Genomic DNA, 15,114 nt, shown 5'->3' on the forward strand with positions numbered 1-15,114 from the left:
ATTTGACGATCTGTCACCAAGCAAGGCCCACGTACCCCGGTTCGGCCCGGCGCGCCTCGGCGTCGGGAAGGTGGATGAGGTCGACGATCACCGGGCGGCCGCCGTGGGGCAGCGCCGCCAGCACGGCCGGATCCCTGGTCCCGACCAGGCACACCTCGGCGTGTTCGAGCACCTCGTCGACGGAATCCGCGAGCAGCTGCGCGAGGTGCGGCAGCCGGGTCTCGATGTACTCGCGGTTCGCGCCGATCAGCCGGGAGAGGCTCACGTTGGCGTCGTGGATCCGCAGGTCGTACCCCTTGCCGAAGAGCCTCTCCGCCAGCTCGACGAGCGGGCTCTCGCGGAGGTCGTCGGTGCCGGGTTTGAAGGACAGCCCGAACAGGCCCACCCTGCGTTTGCCGGTGCGCTCGACCAGCTCCACGGCGCGCTGCAGATGCGCGGAGTTGGAGGGCAGCACGTGGGCGAGGATGGGCACCGAGACATCGGCCCGCTGCGCCGCGTGGACCAGGCTGCGCAGGTCCTTGGGCAGGCAGGAGCCTCCGAAGGCGAAGCCGGGCCGCAGGTAGGCGGGGCTGACGTTCAGCTTGCGGTCGGCCAGGAACACGTCCATCACCTGGTGCGAGTCCACGCCGAGCGCCTGGCACACCGCGCCCAGCTCGTTGGCGAAGCCGATCTTGAGGCCGTGGAACGCGTTGTCCGCGTACTTGATCGCCTCGGCTGTCGGCACCGGCACCCGGAACACTTCGCCGGGCAGGCCGTCGTACAGCGCCATCACCGCGTCGCCGCTCGCCGGGTCGAGCTGGCCGATGACGGTCTTGGGCGGATCGAAGAAGTCCCGCACGCTCGTGCCCTCGCGCAGGAATTCCGGGTTGACCGCGACCCCCAGGTCCACCCCGGCCGTGCCTCCGACGTACTTCTCCAGGATCGGTACCAGCAGGTTCAGGCAGGTGCCCGGGAGCATGGTGCTGCGGAACACGACGGTCTGCCGCCCGCCCCGCTCGGCCAGCGCGGCGCCGATCTGCTCGGTGACCCGTTCCAAGTACGTGGTGCACAGGCTGCCGTTGGGCTCCGACGGCGTGCCCACGCAGACCAGCGACACCTCGCTGCCCGTGATCGCCTCACGGACGTCGCCGGTGGCGCGTAACGCTCCGGTGCTCACGACGTCGGCGACGAGTTCGCCGATCCGCTCCTCGACCACCGGGGCCTTGCCGTCGTTGACCAGGTCGACCTTCGCCTGGTTCACGTCCACCCCGATGACCTCGTGCCCCATGCTGGCCAGGCACGCGGCCGAAACGCAGCCCACGTAGCCGAGCCCGAAAACGCTGACTCTCATGACCCGTCCCTCCCCCCAGGCAGGCCCTGGTGGCCTGCGATCCCCCCGAGCAGGCCCTTGTGGCCTGCGGTCCGCGCGCCGGCCGGACGACGGCCCGCGCGCATCAGTAGGCCCCTTGCCCATGGATCACCGCACGCAGGGTCTTCCACAAGATCACTGTGTCCAGGGCGAGCGACCAGTCCTCCACGTACCGCAGGTCGAGCCGGACCGCCTCCTCCCACGGCAGGTCACTGCGTCCGCTGATCTGCCACAGGCCGGTGAGCCCGGGTTTGACCAGCAGCCGCCGCCGAATGTCCGGGCCGTACGCGGCGGACTCCTCCGGTAGCGGAGGCCGCGGGCCGACGAGCGACATCGAGCCGGTGAGCACGTTGAACAGCTGCGGGAGCTCGTCGATCGAGTACCGGCGCAGCACCGCTCCCACCCGGGTCACCCGCGGGTCCCGGCGGAGCTTGAACAGCAGCCCCGCACCCTCGTTGCGGTCGGCCAGCTCGGCACGTGCCCCGTGAGCCCCGGCGACCATGGTGCGGAACTTGAGAATGGTGAACTCGCGGCCGTCCTTGCCGACCCTGCGCTGGCGGTAGGACACCCCGCCCCGGCTGTCCGCGATCACGAGCAGCCCGACGAGCACCATCAGCGGCGCGAACAGCACCAGCAGGACCGCCGCGCCCACCCGGTCGACCACCCCCTTGATCACCCGGCGCCCTCCGGTGAAGGTCGGCATGCTGACCCGCAGCAGCGGGATCCCGAGCACCGCGTCGACGTGCAGCCGCGGCCCGGCCACCTCCATCAGCACGGGGGCCACGACCATCTCGGTGTCGCTGCCTTCGAGGTTCCAGGCCAGCCGCTGAAGCCGGTCCGGTGACCAGTGCGGGTCCGGTGTGACCGCGACGACGCGGTAGCCGTCGTGGCGGACGTGCTTGGCGACGTCCGCCAGTTGTCCGACGACCGGTACTCCGTCGAGTTGGTCACCGTCGAGCCCGCGACCGTCCGTCGTGCACACCGCCTCCACCCGCCAGCCGAGGTGCGGGAACTTGCGGGTACGGGTGATCAGGTCGCGCAAGGTGTCCGGGCTCCCGGCAGCGAGCACCGGTCTCAGGCACCGTCCCTCCTTACGCTGTTTGTGCAGCCGGAGGCGGAGCAGATACCGCGCGGTCATGGTGACGAGCGCGATCGCGGGGACCGCGACGAAGATCCAGAGCTTGATGTTGCGCGAGGTGAGGGCGATCCCGCCGAGCGCCAGTACGACGGTCGCCGCGAACAGTGAGCGTCCGAGCCGGCGGAATTCCTCGGCCCCTTGGCCGAGCACGGCCGGAGACCACGACCTGCTCACCGCGAGCGCTCCCAGCACCAGCAGCTCGGTGCCGAATGCGAGAATTCCCCACTTCTCGTGCCAGTTGGCCGCGTCCCGGGCCCCGAAGAAGTTGCCGATCGCCGCCACCACCAAGGCGGTGGCCACCGTGTCGCTGGTGATCACGGTACGGCGGTACCGCTGCTCCCAGTCGATCGCGGGCCTGCTGATTGCCCCATTCGCCAGACTCCCGCGCGCCGACGATGAAGGGCCGACTAATCCCCCCTGCCGCACAGAACCCCCCCGGTTCCCAGTGATTCGACGATGTCGCCCAACACTGTTCCTCTCCCCGGGAGGCTCCGCCCCCCGCACGCTTCCTCCCCTCGGGGGACCCCCGGCCCCCGCGCCGCGCTGTTCTTTGCCCGCGGGAGACCCCTGGCCCGCGTATGACATCCCGGCTGCTTCAGCGCTGCTTGAACGACCCGCGCCGACGGCAGCGGACTCGCCTGTCCTGCCAGACTCTCGAGGTGCGTGTGGGAACCCGTCGAAACCTCGGATGCTCCCCGCACCCGAAGCCCCCTCCCGGGCTCCAAGAACCGATCACCTCCACGTCTGGCACCGGAGACGCAATCGCTGACCGTCCGTCGCACCGGACTTGTAGATCATCATTTGTCGCCTCGTGTCCCAGCATGGGAAGCACGGTCAATCTAGACTATCGGGGCCCTTCTGAAGAGAGGGGTGTGTGGAATTTGTGCTCAAGATTTGAAGCCGTGTCCACAGGTCGGTGACCGCCGGCGGGGCGTCGGCGACGAAGGCGTGCCTGTGACCTGTGATGACGGGGGTTCTCCGGGTTTCCCGCACCGGCAGCTCCGGGGCGTCCCGGCACTCCCGGTCGGCGTCGGCGGGGACGCGGGGCAGGGGAGGAAGAGATCACGCAGGCGATGGATCATCCCGTCCCGCTCTCCGGGTAACGTCGAGGTATGAGCCATCCGCACCCCGAACTCAAAGCCGCCACACCCCTTCCCGCCGGAGGTCTGCGGGTCACCGCCCTGGGCGGCCTGGGTGAGATCGGCCGCAACATGACCGTCTTCGAGCACGCCGGCAAGCTGCTCATCGTCGACTGCGGCGTGCTGTTCCCCGAGGAGACCCAGCCCGGCGTGGACGTGATCCTGCCGGACTTCACCTCGATCCGGGACCGGCTGGACGACATCGTGGCCGTGGTGCTCACCCACGGCCACGAGGACCACATCGGCGGCGTGCCCTATCTGCTGCGGGAGCGGAGGGACATCCCCCTCGTCGGCTCCAAGCTCACCCTCGCCTTCATCGAGGCCAAGCTCAAGGAACACGGCATCCGGCCGCGCACGGTGCGGGTGCGGGAGGGCGACCGGCGCGGCTTCGGCCCCTTCGACTGCGAGTTCGTGGCGGTCAACCACTCCATTCCGGACAGCCTCGCGGTCGCGATCCGCACCAGCGCCGGGATGGTGCTGCACACCGGCGACTTCAAGATGGACCAGTTCCCTCTCGACGACCGCATCACCGATCTGCGCGCCTTCGCCCGCCTCGGCGAGGAGGGTGTGGACCTGTTCCTCACCGACTCCACGAACGCCGAGGTCCCCGGCTTCACCACCTCCGAGCGTGAGCTGAACCCGGCGATCGAGCAGGTGATGCGCACCGCGCCGCGCCGGGTCATCGTCTCCAGCTTCGCCAGCCACGTGCACCGCATCCAGCAGGTCCTGGACGCCGCCCACGAGCACGGCCGCAAGGTCGCCTTCGTCGGCCGGTCGATGGTCCGCAACATGGGCATCGCCCGTGACCTGGGCTATCTGAAGGTCCCGTCCGGTCTGGTCGTGAGCACGAAGGAGCTGGAGAAGCTCCCGGACCACAAGATCACTCTGGTGTGCACCGGCTCCCAGGGCGAACCGATGGCCGCGCTGTCACGGATGGCCAACCGCGACCACCAGATCCGCATCGGCAAGGGCGACACCGTCCTGCTCGCCAGTTCCCTCATCCCCGGCAACGAGAACGCCATCTACCGGGTGATCAACGGACTGACCCGGTGGGGCGCCCACGTGGTCCACAAGGGCAACGCCAAGGTGCACGTCTCGGGGCACGCCAGCGCCGGCGAACTCGTCTACTGCTACAACATCGTCAAGCCCCGCAACGTCATGCCCGTGCACGGCGAATGGCGCCACCTGCGGGCCAACGGCGATCTCGCCATCCGTACCGGCGTCGACCCCGACCGGGTCGTCATCGCCGAGGACGGCGTCGTCGTCGACCTCGTCGACGGGCGCGCGTCCATCACCGGCAAAGTCCCGGCCGGCAACGTCTACGTGGACGGCATGGAAGTCGGCGGCGCCACGGAAGCGTCCCTCAAGGACCGCCTCACCCTCGCGGAGGAAGGCGTGGTCACGGTGGTGGCGATCGTCGACGCGGACACCGGTGCCCTCGCCGAGGCCCCCGACTTCCTGGCCCGCGGCTTCGTCCACGACGACGCCACCTTCGAGCCGGTCATCCCCGTCATCGAGAAGACCCTGGCCACCGCGGCCGAGGAAGGCGTCGGGGACGCCCGCCAACTCGAACAACTCCTCGCCCGCGCCGTGGCGAACTGGGCGTTCCGCACCCACCGCCGCAGGCCCCTCATCATCCCGGTCATCATCGACGCCTGAACGCGGGTGGAAGCCTGCGAGGGGCCTCATCGGATGCGCTTCGCCGGCTTGGTGGCGGCGTTGAGCAGGTACTCCAGGGGTCCGCGGCGGAAGAAGCGGGACCAGATCGCGGTGAACAGGATCGTCCCGAGGACGAACATGAGCAGCGGCACCCAGGACTGCTGGGTGCTGGTCCCGCTGGGCATGGACAGCGCGGACTGTGCGACGAAGTGGCCGACGTAGGCGGTCAGGGACATGGTGCCCATGGCGATGACCGGTGTGGCCAGGCGGCGCAGTCGCGGCAGGGGGTCCATCGCCGCCGTCGCGCCCACGATCATGAGGATGGCGACTCCCACGCTGCCGATGATGTCGAACGTGGTCCCGCTGTGCGGCCCGGCCGTCAAGAGCGACGATGCCTGGGACTCGAGCGACCCGCTGTCGAGGGGCATCGACCCGGAGCTGCTGGACGATGGCCCGTCTTCCGCCGTGCTCCTCAACGCGTCCTTGCCGGCCAGCAGCAAGGACATGCCGTACGCGGCCACGGTGAGGCCGGCGCCGAGCGCGGCCAGGCGCCACTGGACGGCGGCCTGGGACAGGTCGAGGCGGGCCAGCGCCATACCGGCGATCACGAACGCCATCCACGTGATCGGCGGGTAGAAGCCGGTGAACAGCAGATCGAGCACTCCCACGTCGCTGAGCCGGTGGGCCGCTCGAATGGCTGATGGGCAGGGCGACCGCGCCGGCGGACCGGGGAAGCCCTAAGGGACTGTAAGGACTTGGCTCCCGGCATTGAGCGACCCTGTTCGCGCCGTCGACTCTGTGTGCTCCCGAGCCGCAGACAAGGGAGTTCCGATGGCCACACAGACCACCGCCGAGCGCGCGCGGAAACCGCGCCGCGACGAACGCAGGGTCGTCAGCAACATCGTGCGCGGATCGATCGGCAACCTGATCGAGTGGTACGACTGGTACGCGTACACCGCCTTCAGCGTCTACTTCGCTTCCGTCTTCTTCCCCTCCGGCGACCAGACCGCCCAACTGCTCAACACCGCCGCGGTGTTCGCCGTCGGCTTCCTGATGCGGCCGATCGGCGGCTGGATCCTGGGCCGTTACGCCGACCGCCGTGGCCGCCGCGCGGCGCTGACGCTGTCGGTGACGCTCATGGCGGCCGGTTCGCTGATCGTCGCGCTGACCCCGTCGTACGGCTCGATCGGGGTCGCCGCGCCCGTACTGCTGGTCACCGCGCGGCTGTTGCAGGGGCTCTCGGTGGGAGGTGAGTACTCGACCTCCGCCACCTACATGTCCGAGGTGGCCTCGCCCGGCCGTCGCGGCTACTACTCCAGCTTCCAGTACGTCACCCTCATCGCCGGCCAGCTCACGGCGCTCGGCCTGCAGATCGTCCTTCAGCAGGTGCTCAGCCCCGCGCAGATGGAGTCCTGGGGCTGGCGCATCGCGTTCGTCGTCGGCGCCGCCGGCGCGGTGGTCGTGCTGTGGCTGCGGCGCGGCATGGACGAGTCCGAGAGCTTCGAGCGCGCCGCGTCGGAGGGCGAGGAGGAGCAGAGCGGCCCGGCCCGCGGCAGCCTGCGACTGCTGCTGTCCTACCCGCGGCAGTGCCTGGTCGTCGTCGGGCTGACCATGGGCGGCACGCTGTTCTTCTACACGTACACGACCTACTTGCAGAAGTTCATGGTCAACACCAGCGGCATCGCCAAGCCGACGGCGGCCTGGATCAACTTCTTCGCGCTGCTCGTGTTCGTCGTGCTCCAGCCGGTCATGGGACTGCTCTCCGACCGGGTGGGACGGCGTCCCCTGCTGATCGCGTTCGGGGTGCTGGGCACCGTGGTGGTGGTGCCCTCGCTCACCCTGCTGTCGCACACCAGCGACCCCGTGTACGCGTTCCTGCTCATGGTCGGGCCGCTGGCCGTCAGCTCCCTGTACACCTCGATCAGCGCGGTGGTGAAGGCCGAGCTGTTCCCGACCTCGATCCGGGCGCTCGGCGTCGGCCTTCCGTACGCGCTGACCGTGGCCGTGTTCGGCGGGACCGCCGAGTACGTCGCCCTCTGGTTCAAGAACGCCGGACACGAGAACTGGTACTTCTACTACGTCACCGCCTGTGTCCTGATCTCGCTGCTCGTCTACATTCGGATGCGCGAGACCTCCGAGGGGTCGCCCCTCGATGAGGGCGTTTCCGGGTCTCGCGGCTGACGAGGCGGGAAGGAGGCGACCGTGCGGGTGCTGCTGGCCGAGGACGACGACGGTGTGGCGGGTGCGCTGACCGAGGCCCTGTACGACAACGGCCACCTGCCGGCCCGGGTGCGGCGCGGCGAGGACGTGCTCGCCCGTCACCGGCAGGCGGACCTGCTGCTGCTCGACCTCGGCCTGCCCGACCTGGACGGTCTGGAGGTGCTGCGCAAGCTGCGCGCGGTCAGCCCCCTGCCGGTGGTGGTGCTCACCGCGCGGGGCGACGAACGGTCGGTGGTGCGCGGCCTGCGGCTGGGCGCCGACGACTACCTGGTCAAGCCGGTCCGGCTGGCCGAGTTGCTGGCCCGGATCGAGGCCGTCACCCGCCGCGCCACGACACCCGCCGCCCCGGCGCCGCGCACCGTCCGCGTCGCCGACGTCGAGGTCGATCTCGACGCGCGCCGGGTGACGGTCGGCGGCGCGGAGGTGCGGCTGACCACGAAGGAGTTCGAGGTCCTCGCCGCGCTGGCGGCCCGGGCCGGCACGGCGGTCAGCCGCCAGCAGCTCATGGACGAGGTGTGGGGCGACGCCTTCCTCGCCGTGTCCCGCTCGCTCGACGTGCACCTCACCCAGGTGCGGGCCAAGCTCGGCCGCCCCGAGGTGCTGACCACCATCCGCGGCTTCGGCTACCGCTTCGGCGACTGAGCCGGTTCTCACGGCAGGCCCTGTTCATGCGCACCCGTGTCCTCACCGTGGTCCTGGCCTTCGCGGTCCTGGCCGTGGCCGGCTTCGCCGTCCCGCTGCTGGCCGTCACCGCCGCGCAGCGCACCCAGCAGCTCGTCGCGGCACGCACCGCCGACCTCGACCGTTTCGCCGGGCTGGCCGAGCAGGCCGCCGAGAGCGACGACACCGGCGCGCTCACCGCCGACGTGCGCCGCTACACCGAGCTGTACGGCGAGGCCGTCGTGGTCGTCGACGCCCGCCGCGCCCCGGTGGTGCAGACAGGCGGTCTGCGCGCCGCCGACCCGGCCGTCGCCCGGCTCGTCGACGCGGCGCTGCGCAACCAGCCCGTCCCGCCCGGGGGGACGCTGCAACCCTGGTCCCGGGCCGACCGGCTGCTCGCCCGCCCCGTGGGCACCGGGACCAGGGTGTCCGGCGCCGTGGTGCTGCGGGTCTCGGTGCGGGCCGCCGCGGACGACATCGCCCTGCGCTGGGCGCTCGTCCTGGTCGGCGCCGGCCTGTTCGCCGTGGCGTGTGTGCTGCTCGCCCGCCGGGCCACGCAGTGGGTCGTACGGCCGCTGCACCGTCTCGACCGCGCGGTCGGCACGCTGGCCGCCGGTCTGCCGCCCGAGCACGCGCGGGCCGGCGGTCCGCCGGAGCTGCGCCAGCTCGCCACCGGCTTCAACCGCATGGCCGACGCGGTCACCACCGCTCTGGAACAGCAGCGCCGGCTCGTCGCCGACACCTCGCACCAGCTCCGCAACCCCCTGGCCGCCCTGCGGCTGCGGATCGACTCGCTCCAGCCCCACCTGCGCACCTCCGCCACCCGCACGTACAGCGGGGTGACGGCCGAACTCGAACGCATGGAGCACCTCCTCGACGACCTGCTCACGCTGGCGAACGCCGAGCACCGCGCCGGTGAGCTGGCCGTCACGGACGCGCGGGAATCTTGCTGCGACGCGACGGAGGTCGCCGCGGCCCAGGCCCGGCTGTGGCAGCCGGTGGCCGAACAGGCCTCGGTCCGCCTGGAGTTCGTCCCCGGCCCGGCCGTCCCCATGGCCTGCGCGGAGGGAGAGCTGGCCCAGGTGGCCGGCATCCTCTTCGACAACGCGATCAAGTACGCGGGGAGCGGCGCCCGCGTGGAGGCACGCTGCTTCATCGAGGGCGCGGACGCGGTGTTCGAGGTACAGGACGACGGACCGGGCCTGGACACCGGCGAACTCCCCCGGGCGGGCACCCGCTTCTGGCGCTCGGAACGCCACCGCGAGGTACGCGGCAGCGGCCTCGGCCTGGCGATCGCCGAGCGGCTGGTGGCCGGTCACGCCGGACACGTCCGGTTCACGGCGGCCGAACCGCACGGCCTGCGCGTCCGGGTCGTACTCCCGAAGGGGCACATGCCATGACCGGTCCCGCCCGCCCCACGCCCCGCCGCACCGTCCTGCGCGCCACACTCGGCGCGGCGGGCGCCGGCCTGCTCGCGGGCTCCGCGACGGCGGACGCGCGGCGCCCGGGCAGCGGCCCGGAGGGGGACCTGCGGATCGCGACCGGCGAGCCCGACGGGTTCTACGCGGCCTTCGGCCGACTGCTCGCCGCCCAGGTCACGGCCGCCTACCCTCGGTTGTCCTGCCAGGTGGTCAACAGCGAGGGCAGCGTGGCCAACGTACGGCTGCTCCAGGCCCGCCGGGCCGAGGTGGCGCCGGCCCTGTCGGACATCGCGTGGGCGGCGTACGGCGGCACCGCGCCGTTCGACCGCCGCGTCCCGCTGCGTGCGATCGGCAGGGTCTACGAGAACTACGTCCAGCTGGCCGTGCGCTCCGGGGCGCCCCTCCACACCGTGGCCGACTTGGCGGGCCGCACCGTCTCGCTGGGCGCGCCCGCGTCCGGCGGTGCCGTGCTCGGCGACCGTCTGCTGCGGGCCGCGGGCCTGACCCCTGGCACCGACGTACAGGTCCGGCATCTGCTGATGCCGCAGGCGGCCCGCGCGATGCGGTCCGGCACGATCGACGCCCTGCTGGTCGCGGGGGGTGTCCCGCTCCCCGTGCTGTCCGGGCTCGACGCCCGCCCCGGCATCCGTCTGCTGCCCCTGTCCGGCCTGCTGCCCCGGCTGCGGGCCGGTCTCGGCCCGGCGGGATCGGGTCTTGAGGCGGTGACGGTGCCGGCCGGGGCGTACGGGCGCAACCCCGAAGTCCCCACCATCGGCGTCGCCAACCTCCTGCTCTGCCGCCCCGATCTCCCCGTCCCCGTCGCCGCGGCCCTCACCCACGTCCTGGTCCGCCGGGCCGGCCGCCTCGTCCCCGCCCCGGCCCTCGGCACCCAGTTCCTCGACGCCCGCAGCCTGATCTCCACGGGCGCCGTCCCCCTGCATCCGGGGGCGGTCGCCGCCTATCGCGAACTGCACGGCTGACGACGCCGCTGCGCCGCAGTCCGGCGCCCGGTGCTCGTGACGGCTAGGATCCCGGCCATGGCCATGACCATGAACGACGTGGACCGGTTCGAGGCTGCCAGGCCCCGCCTGGAGGCCATCGCCTACCGCCTCCTCGGTTCCGCGAGCGAGGCCGAGGACGCCGTGCAGGAGACCTTCCTGCGCTGGCAGGCCGCCGATGTCGACCACATCGAGGTCCCGGAGGCCTGGCTGACGAAGGTGCTCACCAACCTGTGCCTCAACCAGCTCACCTCGGCCCGCGCGCGGCGGGAGACCTACGTGGGCCAGTGGCTCCCCGAGCCGGTGCTCGCCGGGGACCCCATGCTCGGCCCTGCCGACACCGCCGAACAGCGCGAATCGGTCTCGTTCGCGGTCCTCGCCCTGCTGGAGCGCCTCACCCCGAACGAGCGGGCGGTGTACGTCCTGCGGGAGGCGTTCGACTACCCGCACCGGGAGATCGCCGAGATCCTCGACATCACCGAGGCCGCCAGCCAGCAGATCCTCCACCGCGCCAAGAAACACGTCGCGCAGGGCAAGGCCCGCACCGAGGTCGACGAGGACGCCGCCCGGCGGATCGTCGACGAGTTCCTCGCGGCCGCCACCAGCGGCCGGACCGAGCCGCTGGTGCGGCTGCTCACCCAGGACGCCATCGCGGTCGGCGACGGCGGCGGGAAGGTCCCGGCCCGCGCCAGGGCGTTCGAGGGTGCCCTCGCGGTCGCGAAGTTCATGCGGGGATTGTTCAAACCCAGCAAGGCCAAGCGCGACCTGGTCGGGGGCTCACCCGACGTCTACGCGACGACCGCCAACGGCGGCCCGGCCCTGGTGGTGGTCCTCGACGGGCGGGTCATCGGCGTCATGTGCCTGGAGGTCACCCCCGACGGCATCGCCGCGTTCCGCAACCAGGTCAACCCCGACAAGCTCGAACGCGTGACCAGGCGATGGGCGGCCACCGACCACGGCGATCCCCTGCTCAGGGTCTTCTGACCCAGCCGACCGTGATGTGACGTGCTTCACACCGCGTTCCTGTCAGGAAACGGCGGGCTGCCCGGTTCAAGGGGCGAATCCCGCTCGAGACAGGAGTCCGGAAATGCAGCACCGCATCGTCGTCCTCGGAGCCGGCTACACCGGAGCCATCGCCGCTGGCCGCCTCGCCAGGCGGCTGTACCGCGAAGACGTCGCCATCACCCTCGTCAACGCCGAACCCGACTTCGCCGAGCGCGTCCGGATGCACCAGCTCGCGGCCGGCCAGGACCTCAGGTCCCTGCCCCTCAGCGAGATGTTCGCGGGCACCGGCGTGGAACTGAAGCTCGCGAAGGTCACCGGCGTCGACGTCGACCGCAGGACCGTCGCCGTCGTCGACGCGGACGGCCCCGGGGAGCCGGAGACCGAGGAGCTGGAGTACGACACCCTCGTGTACGCCCTCGGCAGCGGCTGGAACGACCAGGGCGTCCCCGGCGCCGCGGAGCACGCCCACCAGATCGCCGGCCGCCCCGGCGCACTGCGGTTGCGCGAGCGCCTGGCCCGCCTGGACGCCGGAGAGTCCGTGGTCGTGGTCGGCGGCGGACTCACGGGCCTGGAGGCCGCGACCGAGATCGCCGAGGCCCGCCCGGACCTCGACGTCGCCCTGGCCGCCCGCGGCGGGCTCGGCGACTGGCTCTCGCCCAAGGGCCGCCGGCATCTGCGGAAGGTGTTCGACAAGCTCGGCATCACCGTCCACGAGCACACCGCCGTCACCGGCGTCGAGGCCGACCGGGTCACCACCGCCGACGGCGGGACGATCCCCGCCGCGGTCACCCTGTGGACCACCGGCTTCGCCGTCCACCCGATCGCCGAGGCCACCACCCTGGACGTCACCGACACCGGCCGGATCGTGGTCGACGGGACCATGCGCTCGGTCTCGCACCCGGACGTGTACGCCATCGGCGACGCGGCCCTGGCCATGGGCCCCGGCGACAAGCCGCTGCGGATGTCGTGCGCCTCCGGCACCCCCATGGCATGGCAGGCCGCCGACGCCATCGCGGCCCGCCTGACCGGCGGCAAGCTCCCGAACGCGCCGCTGCGTTACTTCAACCAGTGCATCTCGCTGGGCCGCAGGGAAGGCCTGATCCAGTACGTCACCGCCGACGACCGCGCTGTCCGGGCGGCCCTGACGGGCCGGTTCGCCGCCGTCTACAAGGAACTGGTCTGCAAGGGCGCGGCCTGGGGCGTCACCAACCCGACTCTCGGCCTGCCGACCCGCCGCCGCCACGTCGTACGGCAGCCGGCCCGTGCGGGCTCGCCGGTCAGGACAGCGGCCTGACTCGCACGGCGGCCGTCCCGGTCCTTCCTCAGCCCCGCATCCCGAACAGGAAACGCGTCACCCGCGTCCTGCGTACCAGCAGCTCGTACGCCGCGACCGTCAGGGCGAGGGAGATCGTCACCAGCACCACGTACGCGACCGGAATCGGCGCCGCCCAGCCCACCACGAAGTACGCGACGGCGACGACGATCGGCTGGTGGAGGACGTACAGTGGAAGTACGGCGGCGGCGAGGTACCCGTAGACGCGCTGACGCGTCGTCGGAGCCGTCGGAGCCCGGGCCCCTGACGGCTGTTGGCGGGGGCGGTCGAGGAGGCCCGGGATCGCGACCACCAGGCACCAGCCGGCCGCCCCGAACAGGGCCCGGGAGACGACGGCTGGCGGGGTCGTGTCCGTGAAGGGGTCGTCGCCCGTGGTGAAGCCCGGGGCGGCCGCCACGAACAGGAGAGCGCCGAGACAGGCCGCGGGGCGTGCGTCGCGACGCATGACGGTACGGAAGCGGGTGTCGGTGGCGAGGGCGAAGCCGGCGGCGAAGAAGAGAAGGTACGACCAGCGGTGCCAGCCCGCGTAGTCCTCCTCCATGCCGGCGAAGGCGCAGATCGCGGCGAAGGCGAGGGCCGGGAGGAGGACGACGCCTCGTCGGCGCAGGGTCACGGCCGCCACGCGGTCGGCGAGCCGGCGGCAGGGCTCGTGGGGCAGGAAGTGGTGGAGAGGAGCCAGCATCAGGGAGAACGTCAGCAGGAGTACGACGAACCAGAGATGTCCGGTCTCGAAGTACTCACCCTGGACGAGGAAGGGCACCTCGTCTAACTCCAGGTGCACGTCGAAGAAGCGCGGCAGGAAACCGGCGTACGACTCGTCGTAGTGGGGGTCGGACGAGCGTTGCCGTAGCCACTGCGGCAGCGGGTTCAGAAGGAGGGTCGCGAGGAGCAGCGGGACGCCCAACCGGAGCAAGCGCTCCTTGGTGAAGGTGCCCGCACCACGACGCCGCAGCGAGTGCCAGGCACCCAGGCCGGAGATCAGGAACAGCAGCGGCATCGCCCAGACGACCCCGAACCCGGCGATGACCGTGATGGCTTCGGTGGTCTCGGCGTTCGTGACGTAGAAGTCGCCCTCGGTCGCGAACACCAGCGCGGAGTGGAAGAAGACCAGTCCGACGACCACCAGCATCCGCATCGCGTCCAACTCCGGCCGCCGGCGCTCCGGTAACGCCGCCTGCGGTGACTCCGTACGCGTCGCCATACCGCTTCCTCCCCCGACTCGCACTGCGTTCCCACAGTGTTGGACGGGTGGCCGTCGAGGGCCATACCCTCGCGGACTCCGAGGGGGGTTACCGGGGGGCGCGACAGTTGACCTCGATATGTCAGTGGTGATCGTTGCCGCATGAGGTGATCATCACTGACAAAGGCGCCTATCGGCCGGCCGCGAGATTCCTGTCGATCCTCTCGTGCAGCGCGATTCCGAGGGAAACGGACACGTTGAGAGACTCGGTCTGGCTCATCATGGGGATGGAAACCGAGGCGGCAGACGCTTTCTCGAACAGGTCGGAAGGCCCACCCTTTTCGCTGCCGAACAACAGGGCCAGCCGATCCGGATTGTCCCCGAGTTCCTTCACGGAAATGTCGCCGTCCGCCTTGAGCGTCATCAGCTGCATACCGCTGTCCCGGATGAAGGCGATGGCGTCCTCGCGACCGGAGAGAACGACGGGAAGGGAGAAGACGTAACCCCGGCTGGCCCTTTGCAGACGCCGGTCCGCGATGCTGGTGATATCGCTGTCGACCAGGATGATCCCCGACGCTCCGAGCGCGAGCGACGTTCGTACGATCGCGCCGATGTTTCCGACGATCTTGACCCCGTCGAGGACGACGACGTCCCCGCTCCGGCTTGCGATGTCGCTGAACCCGGCCGGGCGGGGGACGCGGGCGATGCCGAACGTCCTGGCCTTCCGCTCCCCCTTGAACAACTGGTTGACGATCGAGGAGTCGATGAGGCGGACCGGGATGTTCTGCCGCCTGCACACATCCAGCAACTCAGTTGGAAAAGGACTGCTGTCGCTGCCGTAGACCTCGATGAACTCCACCCCGGCCGCGATGCTGTGCATGAGGGGCTCGACGTCCTCGATCAACGTTGTCTTGATGTTGGATCGAGAAGGCTTGGTGACGTCGATGATCCGCTGCACCGCGGGATCGGACGGATTTGCGATGGTGTCCAACTCAGTCATGGTCGTCCTACCG

11 protein-coding genes and 1 pseudogene are annotated in these 15,114 nt (G+C 71.0%); 7 read left to right on the top strand and 5 right to left on the bottom strand.

Going from position 1 to position 15,114, the window contains the following annotated elements; all coding sequences use genetic code 11:
- Nucleotides 1-13: 13 nt before the first annotated feature.
- Together CP976_RS05735 and CP976_RS05740 are read right to left on the bottom strand one after the other, a co-directional pair.
- Nucleotides 14-1,330 (bottom strand): nucleotide sugar dehydrogenase, encoded by a 1,317-nt coding sequence (locus CP976_RS05735; RefSeq protein WP_150479331.1) that lies wholly within the window; start codon nucleotides 1,328-1,330, stop codon nucleotides 14-16.
- 103 nt (nucleotides 1,331-1,433) lie between these two features.
- Nucleotides 1,434-2,912: a sugar transferase gene (locus CP976_RS05740; protein ID WP_150479332.1), complete on the bottom strand. Its 1,479-nt coding sequence runs from the start codon at nucleotides 2,910-2,912 to the stop codon at nucleotides 1,434-1,436.
- A 686-nt stretch (nucleotides 2,913-3,598) separates the two neighbouring features.
- Between CP976_RS05740 and CP976_RS05745 the strand changes: the two genes are divergently transcribed.
- Complete coding sequence (locus CP976_RS05745; protein ID WP_150479333.1) at nucleotides 3,599-5,284, top strand: ribonuclease J; 1,686 nt, start codon at nucleotides 3,599-3,601, stop codon at nucleotides 5,282-5,284.
- Between the two features lie 26 nt (nucleotides 5,285-5,310).
- Here the strand turns inward: CP976_RS05745 and CP976_RS05750 are convergent.
- A pseudogene (locus tag CP976_RS05750) lies at nucleotides 5,311-5,964 on the bottom strand (DUF418 domain-containing protein); the annotation flags it as partial.
- A gap of 151 nt (nucleotides 5,965-6,115) precedes the next feature.
- Here CP976_RS05750 and CP976_RS05755 point away from each other — a divergent pair.
- The 6 genes from CP976_RS05755 to CP976_RS05780 all read left to right on the top strand — a co-directional run bounded on the left by CP976_RS05755 (nucleotide 6,116) and on the right by CP976_RS05780 (nucleotide 12,882).
- Nucleotides 6,116-7,465 (top strand): MFS transporter, encoded by a 1,350-nt coding sequence (locus CP976_RS05755; protein ID WP_150479334.1) that lies wholly within the window; start codon nucleotides 6,116-6,118, stop codon nucleotides 7,463-7,465.
- A gap of 21 nt (nucleotides 7,466-7,486) precedes the next feature.
- Nucleotides 7,487-8,146, top strand: coding sequence for a response regulator transcription factor (locus tag CP976_RS05760; protein ID WP_150479335.1), 660 nt, complete (start codon nucleotides 7,487-7,489; stop codon nucleotides 8,144-8,146).
- 26 nt (nucleotides 8,147-8,172) lie between these two features.
- Nucleotides 8,173-9,564, top strand: a complete 1,392-nt coding sequence (locus CP976_RS05765; protein ID WP_150479336.1) for a sensor histidine kinase — start codon at nucleotides 8,173-8,175, stop codon at nucleotides 9,562-9,564.
- Entirely contained in the window at nucleotides 9,561-10,565 is a 1,005-nt protein-coding gene (locus CP976_RS05770; protein WP_150479337.1) for a TAXI family TRAP transporter solute-binding subunit, read from the top strand. Before CP976_RS05765 ends, CP976_RS05770 begins: the two co-directional genes overlap by 4 nt.
- A 57-nt stretch (nucleotides 10,566-10,622) precedes the next feature.
- The gene (locus CP976_RS05775; protein WP_150479338.1) at nucleotides 10,623-11,567 is read left to right on the top strand and encodes an RNA polymerase sigma-70 factor; all 945 of its coding nucleotides are present in this window, start codon (nucleotides 10,623-10,625) and stop codon (nucleotides 11,565-11,567) included.
- Between the two features lie 103 nt (nucleotides 11,568-11,670).
- Entirely contained in the window at nucleotides 11,671-12,882 is a 1,212-nt protein-coding gene (locus CP976_RS05780; protein ID WP_150479339.1) for an NAD(P)/FAD-dependent oxidoreductase, read from the top strand.
- Nucleotides 12,883-12,910: 28 nt separating this feature from the next.
- Here CP976_RS05780 and CP976_RS05785 read toward each other — a convergent pair whose 3' ends face one another.
- Both CP976_RS05785 and nshR read right to left on the bottom strand, forming a co-directional pair.
- Nucleotides 12,911-14,122, bottom strand: a complete 1,212-nt coding sequence (locus CP976_RS05785; RefSeq protein WP_150479340.1) for an acyltransferase family protein — start codon at nucleotides 14,120-14,122, stop codon at nucleotides 12,911-12,913.
- Nucleotides 14,123-14,291: 169 nt separating this feature from the next.
- Entirely contained in the window at nucleotides 14,292-15,101 is an 810-nt protein-coding gene (nshR, locus tag CP976_RS05790; protein ID WP_150479341.1) for an NshR/TsnR family 23S rRNA methyltransferase, read from the bottom strand.
- Nucleotides 15,102-15,114 lie beyond the last annotated feature (13 nt).

It is taken from the genome of Streptomyces coeruleorubidus (assembly GCF_008705135.1).
GTDB classification, from domain to species: Bacteria; Actinomycetota; Actinomycetes; order Streptomycetales; family Streptomycetaceae; genus Streptomyces; species Streptomyces coeruleofuscus.

Bases quoted from the DNA above. Each gene is read 5' to 3' on its own strand.
- CP976_RS05785 (WP_150479340.1), bottom strand. From the start codon at position 14,122: ATGGCGACGCGTACGGAGTCACCGCAGGCGGCGTTACCGGAGCGCCGG.
- CP976_RS05755 (WP_150479334.1), top strand. From the start codon at position 6,116: ATGGCCACACAGACCACCGCCGAGCGCGCGCGGAAACCGCGCCGCGAC.
- CP976_RS05775 (WP_150479338.1), top strand. From the start codon at position 10,623: ATGGCCATGACCATGAACGACGTGGACCGGTTCGAGGCTGCCAGGCCC.
- nshR (WP_150479341.1), bottom strand. From the start codon at position 15,101: ATGACTGAGTTGGACACCATCGCAAATCCGTCCGATCCCGCGGTGCAG.
- CP976_RS05735 (WP_150479331.1), bottom strand. From the start codon at position 1,330: ATGAGAGTCAGCGTTTTCGGGCTCGGCTACGTGGGCTGCGTTTCGGCC.
- CP976_RS05780 (WP_150479339.1), top strand. From the start codon at position 11,671: ATGCAGCACCGCATCGTCGTCCTCGGAGCCGGCTACACCGGAGCCATC.
- CP976_RS05765 (WP_150479336.1), top strand. From the start codon at position 8,173: ATGCGCACCCGTGTCCTCACCGTGGTCCTGGCCTTCGCGGTCCTGGCC.
- CP976_RS05745 (WP_150479333.1), top strand. From the start codon at position 3,599: ATGAGCCATCCGCACCCCGAACTCAAAGCCGCCACACCCCTTCCCGCC.
- CP976_RS05770 (WP_150479337.1), top strand. From the start codon at position 9,561: ATGACCGGTCCCGCCCGCCCCACGCCCCGCCGCACCGTCCTGCGCGCC.